General features: G+C 41.7%; 14 protein-coding genes. 7 read left to right on the forward strand and 7 right to left on the reverse strand.

What is annotated here, in order from left to right; genetic code table 11:
* Positions 1-357: 357 nt before the first annotated feature.
* The 3 genes from yjbH to EP57_RS10400 form a co-directional block, all read right to left on the reverse strand.
* Positions 358-1161 (reverse strand): protease adaptor protein YjbH, encoded by an 804-nt coding sequence (yjbH, locus tag EP57_RS10390; RefSeq protein ID WP_036086499.1) that lies wholly within the window; start codon positions 1159-1161, stop codon positions 358-360.
* A 277-nt stretch (positions 1162-1438) separates the two neighbouring features.
* Positions 1439-2020 carry a CYTH domain-containing protein gene (locus EP57_RS10395; RefSeq protein ID WP_036086501.1) on the reverse strand — a complete coding sequence of 194 codons (582 nt, stop codon included), beginning with the start codon at positions 2018-2020 and terminating at the stop codon, positions 1439-1441.
* Between the two features lie 14 nt (positions 2021-2034).
* A complete protein-coding gene (locus EP57_RS10400; RefSeq protein WP_052167638.1) occupies positions 2035-2514 on the reverse strand; it encodes a tetratricopeptide repeat protein in 480 nt (159 codons plus the stop codon).
* 159 nt (positions 2515-2673) lie between these two features.
* Between EP57_RS10400 and yjbM the strand changes: the two genes are divergently transcribed.
* The 4 genes from yjbM to fabI all read left to right on the forward strand — a co-directional run bounded on the left by yjbM (position 2674) and on the right by fabI (position 5987).
* Positions 2674-3336, forward strand: a complete 663-nt coding sequence (yjbM, locus tag EP57_RS10405) for a GTP diphosphokinase (protein WP_036086503.1) — start codon at positions 2674-2676, stop codon at positions 3334-3336.
* Positions 3337-3384: 48 nt separating this feature from the next.
* Entirely contained in the window at positions 3385-4176 is a 792-nt protein-coding gene (locus EP57_RS10410; protein ID WP_036086505.1) for an NAD kinase, read from the forward strand.
* Positions 4177-4234: 58 nt separating this feature from the next.
* On the forward strand, positions 4235-5128 hold the full coding sequence (locus EP57_RS10415; protein ID WP_036086507.1) for an RluA family pseudouridine synthase: 894 nt from the start codon (positions 4235-4237) through the stop codon (positions 5126-5128).
* Positions 5129-5198: 70 nt separating this feature from the next.
* The gene (gene fabI, locus EP57_RS10420) at positions 5199-5987 is read left to right on the forward strand and encodes an enoyl-ACP reductase FabI (protein WP_036086509.1); all 789 of its coding nucleotides are present in this window, start codon (positions 5199-5201) and stop codon (positions 5985-5987) included.
* Positions 5988-6048: 61 nt separating this feature from the next.
* Here fabI and EP57_RS10425 read toward each other — a convergent pair whose 3' ends face one another.
* Together EP57_RS10425 and EP57_RS10430 are read right to left on the reverse strand one after the other, a co-directional pair.
* Positions 6049-8190, reverse strand: a complete 2142-nt coding sequence (locus tag EP57_RS10425; RefSeq protein ID WP_036086510.1) for an ATP-dependent Clp protease ATP-binding subunit — start codon at positions 8188-8190, stop codon at positions 6049-6051.
* A gap of 317 nt (positions 8191-8507) precedes the next feature.
* Complete coding sequence (locus EP57_RS10430; protein ID WP_036086513.1) at positions 8508-9119, reverse strand: CPBP family intramembrane glutamic endopeptidase; 612 nt, start codon at positions 9117-9119, stop codon at positions 8508-8510.
* A gap of 158 nt (positions 9120-9277) precedes the next feature.
* Here EP57_RS10430 and EP57_RS10435 point away from each other — a divergent pair, with 158 nt between their 5' ends.
* A complete protein-coding gene (locus tag EP57_RS10435) occupies positions 9278-10078 on the forward strand; it encodes a hypothetical protein (RefSeq protein ID WP_036086515.1) in 801 nt (266 codons plus the stop codon).
* Positions 10079-10124: 46 nt separating this feature from the next.
* Here EP57_RS10435 and EP57_RS10440 read toward each other — a convergent pair whose 3' ends face one another.
* Both EP57_RS10440 and EP57_RS10445 read right to left on the reverse strand, forming a co-directional pair.
* Positions 10125-11603 (reverse strand): phytoene desaturase family protein, encoded by a 1479-nt coding sequence (locus EP57_RS10440; RefSeq protein ID WP_036086516.1) that lies wholly within the window; start codon positions 11601-11603, stop codon positions 10125-10127.
* A gap of 86 nt (positions 11604-11689) precedes the next feature.
* Positions 11690-11956: a YkvS family protein gene (locus EP57_RS10445; protein ID WP_376701106.1), complete on the reverse strand. Its 267-nt coding sequence runs from the start codon at positions 11954-11956 to the stop codon at positions 11690-11692.
* Positions 11957-12215: 259 nt separating this feature from the next.
* Here EP57_RS10445 and EP57_RS10450 point away from each other — a divergent pair, with 259 nt between their 5' ends.
* Both EP57_RS10450 and ptsP read left to right on the forward strand, forming a co-directional pair.
* On the forward strand, positions 12216-12482 hold the full coding sequence (locus EP57_RS10450; protein WP_036058844.1) for a phosphocarrier protein HPr: 267 nt from the start codon (positions 12216-12218) through the stop codon (positions 12480-12482).
* Positions 12482-14200, forward strand: a complete 1719-nt coding sequence (gene ptsP / locus EP57_RS10455; protein ID WP_036086518.1) for a phosphoenolpyruvate--protein phosphotransferase — start codon at positions 12482-12484, stop codon at positions 14198-14200. Before EP57_RS10450 ends, ptsP begins: the two co-directional genes overlap by 1 nt.
* The last annotated feature ends 112 nt before the right edge of the window (positions 14201-14312 follow it).

Below are 14312 nucleotides of genomic sequence, written 5' to 3' on the forward strand. Positions count from 1 at the left end.
ATTGTAACGCATTTTAAATATAAAATCAACTTAATTGAGAAAATAGTATACTAATTGAGAATGATAATTAGTATCAAATTCAGCGCATAAAAAAACGACCAGCTACAGGGGAATAGCTGGTCGAAAAAAGGAGTTTGTCAAGGGACAGCACAATTAGAAAAAAGGGGGGAAAACTAATTGCAGTCCTTGCTTTACATTCTCTATATTAAAGCATATGAATGAAATTCCAACGTCATTCCAATGAAAATTCGATTAGAATGCAAAAGTAAGATGCGCGACATGATAAAAAAAGATTAATCATTACCTGTCCGATTCAGCGGGATAGGCAAAGATTAATCTTTTTTTGATGCTATATTTTTATAAAGCGACGTATTTCCAAAGTGTTTGACCATCTTTAGAGTCGACCATAGTTACTTTTTGTTGTAAACGCCACTTCTTCATTTGGCGTTCTACTTGTTTCTCAGGTAAAGCATATAAACTAGCTATCTCTTTCGTCGTAGAAATCTGGACTTCTTCCATGTACTCTTCAAGTGTCGGTGCTTCTTTCGGTTCTGGGAAATGATTGAGTAGCTCAGAAAGAATATGCACATACACATCATAACGATGCAAGCCACTAATCTTTAAGCCTTCATCTTCAATATTTCGATTGAAAAAGACAACAGTCGGATTTTCGTTGATTTCCATCTCATGTGCTACTTTTTGGTCGCCTATATAGGCGCGTTTAGCGAGATTAGATTGAAGATCGCTCTTGAACTCATTTAAATCAAGCCCAACAATTCGAGCAGTTTCATATAGGACATCGGTTTGCGAAATATCTTTTTCATCGATGAAATGGGATTCTTGTAGTTTGCGCAAGAAATCAATGCCTTGGCGTTTGCCTTGTAATTCCGCGGCTTTCACGGCAAGACAAGAAACGTAGGACATGTGAGCCATTTCTGATTGTGGCAGTGTGCAGGAATCTCGCTTTTGCTTGGAAATGACGGTTTGGAGGTTGTTGTGGAGGACATAGCGCAACTTAAAATAGCTGCCATATTCCATTTGCAACCTGCGAATCGTATGTTCCATGTTCCAGCAATCCGTACACGCTGGGTCAAAAAAAAGATAAATCTCGATAGGCTTACTATTACAGACCGATTGGAGATATAAATTTTGGTTTATCATTGCTATCACCTGTTTTTTTAGATTCTAATTCTAATGGAACTAGACAGTGTATGCGTGCATGTGTTTATCAATCTGCAATGAAGTTTATCGACGATGCTTACGACACCATTCATACTACTATAACTATATTTTAGCAGTGGAAACTTAAATTAACAAATGATTGCAATCAAAAATCAAAAATTTCCTTACCCAAATTTGACGGAACTGTAACATTTCTTATTATTGCTATGTTAGGAAAAATTTTTTGAATCCGCAGTCATCGAGTGGTAGCAATGTTTTACTCTGCCTTGTGTACCGCGTTGTAAAAACGTAAAATTTTATTCGGCGTTTCTCTTTTTTTTATGCCACGTTCTTCTAAAAAACGGTCAAAAATAGTCTCACCCTTGTCAAAATCGGTCACTTCGTATTCTAATTCGAAATCGTGCGTGTCGGCGTAGAAGCTTTTGTCGAAAACGAGCAGGCCTTTTTTGTAGTTTTTTTCAGCGCGTGTTGTAGTGAGGGAGCCGAACATATGTAGTGTTTCATGGTTGATGCCAAGCGATTGCAAAGCGTCGCGAACTTGACCAACTGGGATGTTGGCGCCGTCTAGAATAGCAGTTACTTGTTCTTCAGCTAAAATCTGTGTTGTTTCTAGTAGTCCAACTTGCTCGGGTGTTTTTAAAGTAAGCTCGTAATGTAGTTCACGTTTGCGAATGCGCAAGGCACAGAGCTTTTCTTTCAACTGAAAATCAGGCGTATCAAAATAATAATTGGTTTGCGTGAAGAAATCCTCTTCTTTCAGACCGAATTCGGCAATTAAGGCGTCATATTCCTCCACGCTTAGTAGATTTTTAAATTCGATTTCTAAATCTTGACTCATTGTATTTCGCTCCTTTAATCCCAAACGGCGTCTAAATCATGCGCGTAGTTTAGAATGGCTTTTTTGTAGGCGATAATATCCGGATCATTGGATGTTTCGCCGATAATTTGAATGGCAAGCTGCATCGCTTCTTTGTAGTTTTGCGAGTTGTATAGGGCCATGCTTGCAAAAACGGTGATGGCTTTGTTGTCTGGGAAGGCTGTGCGCGCTTTGTTGAAAGTTTCGCTTGCTTTTTCGTAGTTGCCGATAGCGCGGTATGTGCTACCTAAACCGATATAGGCGTCTGCGAGGTCCGCGTCTGGAAGCCCTAGTTCGAGTGCTTTTTCATAGTAGGGAATGGCGGACGTTTCTAAGCTTAAACCGTCACAGCTCCATGCGGCATAATAATGCAGGAGTGCGTTGTTTGGATTGTCTTGCAATGCGCGTTCTGCGGCTTCTTTTGCTTCTTCGTAAGACCCGTTGTCCAGTAATTCACGTACTTTCGATGTTGGCATAATAAATCTCCTCCTAGCTTGTCTATGCCACCATTCTAACATAAATAATCAAAATCAAAAAAGATAGAGGTAAATAGAAGGAAAAGATGCACGGATATGCTAAAATAGAAGGCGAGCAAGTTTATCACATAATGAAAATCGACATATGAGGTGAGTGTTTTGAATCATTGGGAAGATTTTTTAGCGCCATATAAACAAGCAGTGGAAGAATTGAAAATTAAATTAAAGGGAATGCGATCGCAGTTCCAGTTGGCTAATAACCATTCGCCAATCGAGTTTGTAACAGGTCGTGTGAAGCCGGTTTCGAGTATTTTGGATAAGGCAAATAAGAAAGATATTCCGCTAGATCGTTTGGTGGAAGAAATGCAAGATATCGCAGGATTGCGGATGATGTGTCAGTTTGTAGACGATATTAATGTTGTCGTTTCTTTACTTCGTCAGCGCAATGATTTTCGGATTATCGAAGAGCGCGATTATATTACGAACAAGAAACCTAGCGGCTACCGTTCTTACCACGTGGTGATTGAATACCCTGTTGAGACGGTACAAGGTGAGAAGAAAATTTTAGCAGAGATTCAAATTCGCACACTGGCAATGAATTTTTGGGCGACGATTGAGCACTCGCTGAACTATAAATATCAAGGGGAATTTCCAGAAGAGATTAATGTGAGGCTAAAACGTGCGGCAGAAGCTGCATTCCGGCTTGACGAAGAGATGAGCGAGATTCGCGAGGAAGTGCAAGAAGCACAAGTTTATTTCACGAAAAATAAAGAAGTGCCAAAAGACAAGAATGCGAACCATCATACATTGCCGAAGAATTAGTAGTGTTGGAGTGGATTGGCATGTAGATGAAGATTGGGGAGACATAAAATGAAGTATGCAATCACTTCTAGAGGTGATGAGAAATCGGACGTGTTGCGTCTCAAGATGATCGGTTATTTCGATGATTTTGATATGGAATACGATGAAGCGGAACCAGAAATCGTTATTTCCATCGGTGGAGATGGCACGTTGCTTGCGGCTTTTCATGAGTATCAGCGCCGATTAGACAAAGTAACATTTGTCGGTATTCATACGGGTCATTTAGGTTTTTATGCCGATTGGCGCCCATCCGAAGCAGAGAAATTAGTGTTTGCGATTGTGGAAGGAAAATACGATACAGCGGCGTACCCACTTTTAAAAACGACGATTAAATATGGTGGTAATAAAGAAAAAATCTATTTGGCATTGAACGAATCGACTGTCAAAAGTTCGGGCGGACCATTTGTTGTCGATGTAGTGATCAATGATTCGCATTTCGAACGATTCCGCGGAGACGGGCTATGTATGTCCACACCATCAGGGACGACGGCGTACAATAAAGCGTTAGGTGGTGCGTTAATGCATCCATCGATTGAAGCGATGCAGTTAACAGAAATGGCATCCATCAACAACCGTGTCTACCGAACAATAGGTTCCCCGCTAATTTTGCCAAAACATCATTCGGTGACTTTAAAGCCGGTGAATGATAAAGATTTCCAAATATCAATTGATCACTTAAGTATTTTGCACCGCGATGTTCACGAAATTCGCTATGACGTGGCGCACCAGAAAGTGATGTTTGCACGCTTCCGCTCGTTCCCATTTTGGCGGAGGGTTCACGATTCCTTCATCGAGGAGTAACGACAATCAAAAAGAAAGGCACGGCTTACGACTTGTAAGCAAACAAGGTACACCAAAAATGCAATTAGAATGGACTGTCGCAGCGGAGGAGAACGATCTGATGTTGCGCACATTTTTACGAAATAAACATGTCTCGAAATTACTACTAACCGCAGTAAAGTTCGCAGAAGACGGCCGAATTCAAGTGAATGGCAACGAAGAGAATGTCTTATACCGCGTCAAAACGGACGACCATGTTCAGATTACTTTTCCGAAAGAACAAGAAAACGAGCGCTTACTTGCTGAATTTGGCGACTTGGAGATTGTTTTTGAAGACGATTTTATTTTGGTACTTGATAAACCAGCAGGCATGACAAGCATCCCGTCGCAGTACCATCCGAGCGGCTCTGTTGCCAACCATGTGAAGGGGCATTATCAGCAAAACGGTATCGATTCGGCGATTCATATTGTGACGCGGCTCGATAAAGAAACGTCAGGCTTAATGCTTATCGCGAAAACCCGGTTTTCTCACGGCAGGCTGAGCGCGTTGCATCAAACTGGTCATGTCACAAGGAAATATCAGGCGCTTGTCTCGGGAAATATGACGAGCAAGTCCGGCAGTATCATCGCGCCAATCGGTCGAAATCCGGACAGCCTCATTGAACGCGCTGTTGTCCAAGATGGCAAATACGCGAAGACGAACTACGAAGTCATCGCGAGCTATCCAACTTTTGACCATGTAAAAATTCAACTAGAAACTGGGCGCACCCATCAAATCCGCGTTCATTTTTCACATATTGGGCATCCGCTTGTTGGCGACAGCATGTATGGCGGTCCCCTCGAGCTTTTGCAACGCCACGCCTTGCATTCCAGCCACCTCGAACTAATCCATCCTTTCACCGAAGAAAAAATGGCGTGGGACAGCGAACTGGCGCCAGATTTAGCGCAAGTTTTGGCCGCGAGTAAAGAATAATGGTTTTAAAAATACGAGGAATCGTGTAAAATGAAGAGAATCGCGTAATTTTAAGGAGGAAATGAAACACATGAATTTATCATTAGAGGGAAAAAACTATGTCGTAATGGGCGTAGCGAATAAAAGAAGTATTGCTTGGGCGATTGCTCGGTCACTAAATGAAGCAGGGGCAAATCTGATTTTTACATATGCAGATGACCGTTCAAAACGTAGCATTGATGAACTTGTTGGTTCGCTAAATGAAAATAACCAAAACCCACTTGTTATCGAATGTGACGTTAACAAAGAAGAAGCGATTGTTGCCACATTCGAAGCAATTAAAGCCAAAGTCGGCAAAATTTCTGGTATCGCGCATTGTATCGCGTTTGCCAACAAAGATTTCTTAGCAGGCGATTATTTAGAAGTAAATCGTGAAAGCTTCTTGCAAGCACACGAAGTTAGCGCGTATTCGTTCACAGCCATTGCACGTACAGCGAAACATTTGGAAATGCTAACAGACGACGCAAGCTTGGTAACATTGACTTACCTTGGTGGCGAGCGTGTGGTGAAGAACTACAATATCATGGGTGTTGCCAAAGCAGCACTTGACGCTAGCGTGAAATACTTGGCGATGGATTTAGGAAAAGACGGCGTGCGTGTCAACGCGATTTCCGCTGGCCCAATCCGTACCGTTTCAGCACGTGGCGTTGGTAGCTTCAGCGAATCACTAGCCGTTGTCGAAGAAAAAGCACCATTAAAGCGCGCGACACAATCCGAAGAAGTAGGCGACACAGCATTGTTCCTATTCAGCGGTCTATCTCGCGGAGTAACAGGCGAAATGATCCACGTGGATAGCGGTTACCATATTATCGGATTCTAAATTCCAAATAAAAAAACCATGCCATACCTCTCTTGTTTAAAAGAGAAGTACGGCATGGTTTTTAGTTTGCTTGAACAGCAATGACATCATTTTCAAGTGTTGCAACGAGCGCTTTGGCATCTGGTTGTTCAATCATGAAGTCAGCAATCGCATCTTCCAAATGTGTTTGAATCGTTCTACGAAGCGGTCTTGCTCCGAAATTAGGATCGTAACCAATGTCCGCTAATTTTTCTTTGACCTCAGCTGGAACCGTCAATTCGATGTCTTGCGGAGCCAACATAGCATTCAAATCTGCGAGCATTAAGTCCACGATAACTAATAGATGTTCTTTATCTAAGCTTTGGAACGTGACAATCGCATCCAAACGGTTTAAAAACTCTGGTTTGAAATAGTCGCCAAGTTGGTCGAGAATTTGTGATTCTTTTTTGACTTGGTCGGCAGTTGTCGCAAAACCAACAGAAGCTTCTGTGAGCGTTGCCCCGGCGTTACTTGTCATGATAATAACCGTGTCTTTAAAGCTCACCGTTCTACCTTGACTGTCCGTTAAACGCCCATCTTCTAAAATTTGCAAGAACATGTGCTGCACGTCAGGATGTGCTTTTTCCATTTCATCTAGCAAAATGATACTGTACGGGTTGCGGCGAACTTTTTCGGTAAGTTGACCAGCTTCTTCATGTCCGACATAACCTGGAGGAGAACCGATAAGTTTGGAGACGCTGTGTTTTTCCATGTATTCACTCATATCCAGACGAATCATAGCATCCTCAGAACCGAACATTTCAGCGGCAAGTGTACGGCCAAGTTCTGTTTTACCAACACCAGTTGGACCGACAAACAAGAAGGAACCAATTGGGCGATCTTGTTGCTTCAAGCCAACACGACTACGGCGAATAGCTTTGGCAACTTTGCTGACTGCTTCGTCTTGACCGATAACTTTTGCTTGAAGGTTAGCTTCTAGATGTTTCATTTTTGATTGTTCATCAGCTTGCAAGCGACCGACTGGAATACCAGTTTTTGCTTCGATTAAGCCTTGAATATCTGCGGCGTGAATCGTCGGAACATCCATTGGTGCGCCTTCTTCTTTCAATGCCTTTAGCTTTGTAATTTCATCGCGAACCGTTGCTGCTTCTTCGTAATTTTCATTGCGGAGCGCGGCATCTTTTTGTTCTTCCAGTGTCACGATGCGCTCATTAATCGTGTTCGGATCCATGTGGTCCAACGTTAGGTTATATTTAGAACCAATTTCGTCCATCAAATCAATCGCTTTGTCCGGCAAATGACGGTCTTGAATGTAACGATCGCTCAATTTAGCAGCGGCCTCAATCGCATCATCGGCAAAACGAACATGGTGGAACGCTTCATATTTCGGCTGTAAACCTTGCAAAATAGTAATCGTTTCATCAATCGTTGGCTCATCTACAAGCACTGGTTGGAAACGACGTTCAAGCGCCGCATCTTTCTCGATTTTGCGATATTCTTTCAATGTAGTGGCACCAATCATTTGCAAGTCACCACGAGCAAGCGCAGGTTTTAGAATATTACCAGCATCCATCGAACCTTCCGCAGAACCCGCACCAACAATCGAGTGCACTTCATCGATGAACAAAATCGTCCGGTCATCCGCTTGAAGTTCACTAATTAATTGTTTCATACGCTCCTCGAATTGACCGCGAATCCCTGTATTGGAAACAAGAGAAGCAACATCGAGCAAAATAACTTCTTTGTTTTGCAATTTTGCAGGGACGTTTCCAGCTACAATCGCGTTCGCTAAACCTTCTGCGACGGCAGTTTTACCAACACCAGGTTCCCCGATAAGAACCGGATTGTTCTTGCTACGACGATTTAGAATTTCAATAACACGGCGAATTTCATCATCACGACCAATGACAGGATCGAGTTTATCCTCACGAGCCATCGCCGTTAAATTCGTACCGTATTCATCAAGCAAACCTCCACGTCCACCACCAGCCGCTTGTGTTTTGACAGCAGTTCTCTCTTGCTGAGGCGCTCTTTTTTGTTCCCCAGCCATGTTTGCGAAGAACTCATCCATTGGTGAATAGAAATTATTTTGGCCACGATTGCCAGCAGATGCGCGAAGTTGTGCGTAACAATCAGCACATAACGGCATCTCCATACGCTGCCCATTAACGCTCATATATAGTTGAATTGTAGCTTCATTTTGATTACAGTTTTGACATTTCATACATATAACCTCCTACATAATAGGTTTTTAGGTCTGACTTTGACTTTATTTGACCTTATGCTTTCATTATACTCTGACCTATTTTGACTTTCAAGCATTTTGCTCAAAAAAAAGAACTAACTTATAAAAAGTTAGTAGAAGGTAAAAAAACTATATCTAAAAGAAAAACCTGTCCGTGCCTCCAAATCTCAGCGCGTCGACAAATGCCCAGTTTCTAGGCAAGGATTAACCCCTCACTTCGTTCACGCTTATATTGGAACTGTAACTCGCTATACGTCGAACAGTTCCAACAATGGGCGTTTGTCGACGCGCTGGGGCTAGTAGATTGGTAAAAGTAATAGTAGTAGTAGATTAAACGTCCAGTGGGAGACAATAACAAGTGATAAACTTGGTCGTTTCAAGTAGATAAAGCCCCAATACACAGAGGCAAGTGTTGCTGCGAGTGCGATAATAAAGTTACCGCTAAATAACATGAAAGCTCCGTTTAGAACCGCCATAATCATAACGGCTACCCAAGGAACTAAATCGTTTTCTAATCGTTTCAAAACAAAACCGCGCCAGAAAATCTCTTCTCCTGGAATAATAGCCACAATGAGTAGAAGCCAAATATACCAAACATCTGGTTCGTATCTTGCATAACCTTTCGCGACAAGCGCGTCCATATTTCCCGGAATAAATTTCAAAATAAGTGCACCTATGTAAAACAAGATATACAAAATAATGCCACTAAAAATACCTGGAATAATATTTTTAAAGAAAGAAAAATGCTTTTTTAATTCATCGTTTAAAATAACCCAACTAATAAGAAATAACATGGATGCGCCATATAAGTACCAAAAGACGGCTTTGTACTCGAATGTCACATACATCAACCCGGCTGCTAGAATAAGTCCTAAGAACAGGCGGTAATCAATCTTGCTGCTTTTCAATATTTACACCTCTTTACTCCATTACCATCTATAAATACTTTAATGTAATTAAGCAGATTTAGCAACAAAGAACTCTATTTTTTCGGAAGATAGGACGGTAATTGATTGTAGTTTTAGGAAAATCCTTTATAATTAGGGGATAGGAGTTGAGTAATAGCATGGTAGAAAAGCGATTTCGATTTTTTGTTTGGCTGTATATGGCCTTGTTTTTTATAGCCGTGATTTTTATTGTGTTGGATATTTTGCCGGCACGGTTGACGGTGGTTCACGCTTTATTCTTCATTGTATCGGGCGTTTTTGCCGTGGTCTTTCTGATTTTACAGTACGGAAAAGGGCTTGGGTCGGCGATTACAATATTGATTTTTGTGGTCAGTACGAGTATTGAGTGGATGCAGACGAGTTTGACGAATAGCGGGCCAGGTGGCGGTTCGGTGACGACGAATTTCGGTTTAGTGATTAACGGCATACCGGTGGCATTCGGCTTTATCTGGCTCGTTCTGATTGTCGCGACGCACGTTGTTGCCCGCGAAATTACATTGAAAATCAAAATTGACTGGATTCGCGGCGGGATTTACGCTGTGATTGCGGCTACGATGGTGATGGTTTTTGAAATGTTAATTGAACCGGTGGCAATGCAAGTGAAGCAATTGGCGACGGCAAGTCCGACATTGACGATTATTCAGATGACGGATGCGGCGAATTGGTGGTTACTTGGTTTGATTTTGCATCTGATGATTTATTTCATGTTGAGTTTGACGGATCAGTGGGGAAAATTGCATTATCCATCGCTAAAATCGGAACTTGTACTCGTTTATTGGATCGTATTGTCGTTTTTCCTCGTGCTTGGTTATTTTATGGGGCTTGGCAATATTTTATTAATTACATTAGGCGGAAATGTCTTGTTTACGATTTGTTATTATTTAAGTTTAGGACCTGATGAAAAGGAAATAACTGCATGAAAAAAGCCGGGAATCTTTGATAGGGTTCTCGGCTTTTTCTGATGGTTTAATGATGTTCTTTATTGAATTTTCGAACGGCAATATTGGCGCTTTCTAGGATGAACGGGAGGCTGTTGGCTGGGTGTGTTGCGCCGCCCACGATTTGCATGTTTTTGATGGCGGGTGTTTTGCTCGGACGAAATGGGCCTAGTTGTGATAGTTGGTGTGTGAGGTTGAAAATCGCGCCTTTATAGATGTGATAATCGTTTTCCCAGTCGTAGGGCGTGATGATTTTCTCGGTTAGTATGTGGGATTCTAAATCGGGTATATTTAGTTTGCGTTCGATGGTGTCTAGAGTCTTGCGGCGCAGTGCTTGTGTTTCTTTCTCCCAGTCAATATCGCTTTCGTTATTAGGCACAGGAACGAGGATGCGAAGCGCAGACATGTCTCTTGGCGCCATCGTGCGGTCCACTGCTGTTGGATAGGAAATATGGATGGATAGGTCGTCAGGAATACGTTGCTTATGCATAATTTCGTCCATGTGTACTCGGAAATCGTCGGGGAATAGGACGGTATGTACATTGAGTGGAAGTGTTATATCCAAACCGAGATAAATGGCAAAACCAGAGCAGGAGTATTTTTTGCGTGCTAGTTTTTGCAAGCTGATAGGGGCTTTGGATTCTGAGAAAAGATGGCTCATCGTATAGGCGTAGTCGGCGTTTAGGAAGAAATAGTCGCCTTCGATGGTGTCGCCATTTGCTAATGTGATGGACGTGATTTCTTTGTGCTTCGTATGAATCTGCGTTACTTCTTGATTTAGATGAATTTCGCCGCCTTTTTCTTGTACAATCTCACTCATAGCGTGCGTCAACTGATTAATCCCGCCAATAATATGAAAAACACCAAAATAATGTTCTGCAAAAGGAATAACCGAAAAAGCACCCGGCGTTTCCCAAGGCGACATACCTAAAAACTTAGTCTCAAAAGAAAAAGCGAGGCGTAACCTGCGATCCTCGAAATATTTGGAGAGTTCGTCGATGAGGTGATTTCCTAATGTTAAGCTAGGCAAGGCGCGGAGGGTTCGCATACTGAATAATGACCAAAGCGAGGTAAATGGTTCCTGCCAAATGGGAAGTAAGTAGACCATTTTTTTGGCATTATCGTGCATAAAGCGATCATAGTTAGCCTCTTCACCAGGAAATAAGCGTGCAATTTCGCGTTTTGTTTTTTCACTATCGTGTGATGGATTAAAAACAATATCGCCAATGTGCAAGCTGTATAAAGGATCTAAAGATATTAGGTTTACATAGTCGCGAATATTACGGCCGCAATCAGCAAATAGCGTTGTGATAACATTCGGCATGTTTAGAGCGGTGGGCCCTAAATCAAAAGAGAACCCATCTTGTTTAAGAAGCGCAGTACGTCCCCCGATACTGGCAGCCTTTTCATAAATATGTACGTCATAACCTTGTCCTGAAAGTTGCATTGCAACCGCAAGTCCCCCCGGCCCTGCACCGATCACAATGACTTTTTGTCTCGTAGACATCGTTGTTCATCCCCTTAAGTAAATCTCTGTAAAAAAAGGACAGCTAAACCGTTGAAAGTTCTGCTGTCCACATGTTTGTCCCCGGTTTATTTCTCTTCATTAGCAGTATGAATGACTTTATAGTTCTTATGATTTACTACGGTTTTTTCTTCTAAAGCAAGGCTTTTGAAATTTTCCATTAGTGTTAGGTCTACGATAACAGAGTTTTCATTTATCTTTTCAACGACACCTGTAAGGCCATCTTTAAATTCGATAATATCTCCAACTTGTGCTTTTGCCATGTTTATCACTCCTAATTCATTAGAAACGTCATATTTAAATCTATCTACTAACTGATAGAACTTTGTATCCATTTTGCCTGAAATACACCAATAATGCAAATGAAAGCCCTTGTAAATATTCCTGAAAATGGCTGAAAATAGGAAGCGTTTTACTGTTTTTATGCCGTTTTTAAATAAATTGGCCTTTTTCGACATAAAATTTGCGTCAAATAGTTGTGTCGGTCGCGAAAACATGGTAATCTTTTTAATTGAGGGATAGTCTTTTTTTGCTGAATTTTTTTTTAGTGAGGAAAGTCACAATAAAATTTCTTATACGAAGGAGAATGTAATTATGGAACAAGCAAGCTTTGTAGTAATCGATGAAACAGGTATTCACGCCCGCCCGGCTACTTTATTAGTTCAAGCGGCAAGCAAATACAGCTCTGATGTACAAATTGAGTACACTGGTAAGAAAGTAAACCTTAAATCAATCATGGGCGTTATGTCTCTAGGAATTGGTAAAGGTGCTGATATCACTATTTATGCAGAAGGTAGCGATGAGAAAGACGCAATCGTTGGCTTAACAGAAGTTCTTAAAAAAGAAGGCTTGGCTGAGTAATGGTTAAGGAATTAAAAGGTATCGCAGCATCCGATGGTATCGCTATCGCAAAAGCTTATTTATTAGTGGAACCAGATTTGTCGTTTGATAAAACGGAAGTTGCTGATACAGAAGCTGAAGTTAAACGTTTTCAGGATGCAGTAGCTGTTTCAGGCACAGAGCTTGAAAAGATTCGTGATATTGCGAAAGAAAGCTTGGGCGAAGATAAAGCTCAAATTTTCGATGCGCATCTTTTGGTTCTAAATGATCCTGAACTTATCTCACCAATCTCTGAGAACATTACGAACAATAAAGTAAATGCAGAATCTGCATTACAAGAAACAACGGATATGTTTATCGGCATGTTCGAATCAATGGATAACGAATATATGCGTGAGCGTGCAGCGGACATTCGCGACGTGCGTAAACGTGTATTATCGCATCTGTTGAACGTTACTATTCCAAACCCGGCACTTATCGACGAAGAAGTTGTCGTTGTAGCAAAAGACTTAACGCCTTCTGATACAGCACAATTGAATCGTCAATTCGTTAAAGGTTTCGTAACAGATATCGGCGGACGTACTTCTCACTCGGCAATCATGGCTCGTTCACTAGAAATCCCAGCAGTAGTTGGAACTGGTGACGTAACACATGATACGAAGGAGAACCAAATGATTATCGTTGATGGCTTAGAAGGCAATGTTATCATTGACCCAACGCCAGAACAAATCGCTCATTACGAAAAAGTGAAATCTGATTTTGCCGCACAACAAGCAGAATGGGACAAACTAAAAAATGAAGCGACTGTTTCTAAAGACGGTCATCACGTGGAATTAGGTGCGAACATCGGTACGCCAGAAGATTTAACAGGTGTTATTTCAAACGGTGGGGAAGCAGTCGGACTTTACCGTACAGAATTCTTGTACATGGGCCGCGAGAATTTCCCAACGGAAGAAGAACAATATGAAGCTTACAAAGCCGTGCTTTCTGGCATGGACGGAAAAGCAGTTGTTGTTCGTACACTTGATATCGGTGGCGACAAAACATTGCCCTACCTTGACTTACCGCATGAAATGAATCCTTTCTTAGGCTTCCGTGCGATTCGTCTATGTTTTGCAAATGAAGAATTATTCCGTACGCAATTACGTGCTTTGTTGCGCGCAAGTGTTCACGGTAATCTAAAAATCATGTTCCCAATGATTGCGACAGTAAATGAATTCCGCCAAGCAAAAGCAATTTTGTTAGACGAGAAGAAGAACTTAGCGAGCGAAGGTGTTGCAGTATCTGACACTATCGAACTTGGTATCATGATTGAAATTCCAGCAGCAGCGATTCTAGCGGATCAATTTGCGAAGGAAGTAGATTTCTTCAGTATTGGAACAAATGACTTGATTCAATACACAATGGCAGCAGACCGTATGAACGAACAAGTTTCTTACTTGTACCAACCATACAACCCTTCTATTCTACGCCTTGTGAAGATGGTAATCGACGCAGCGCATAAAGAAGGCAAATGGGCTGGTATGTGTGGCGAAATGGCCGGCGATCAAACAGCTGTACCATTGTTGTTAGGAATGGGTCTAGATGAGTTCTCTATGAGCGCATCAAGCATTCTAAAATCACGTTCATTAATCAAACGCCTAGATCGCACAGAAATGGCGAAACTAGCGGACGAAGCACTACAACAAGCTACAGAAGAAGAAGTTGTAGCGTTAGTTAATAAATATACAGCGGAATAATTTCGTTGTTTGGAAGGCCCGAGGATTTTCCTCGGGTTTTTCTTTGTGGGGGAAAGATGGGATGAAAATTCTAAAAATCTGTCGACCGTCGGTAGTGTGGAAATTAGGGGGC

It is taken from the genome of Listeria booriae (assembly GCF_000766865.1).
GTDB lineage: Bacteria > Bacillota > Bacilli > Lactobacillales > Listeriaceae > Listeria_A > Listeria_A booriae.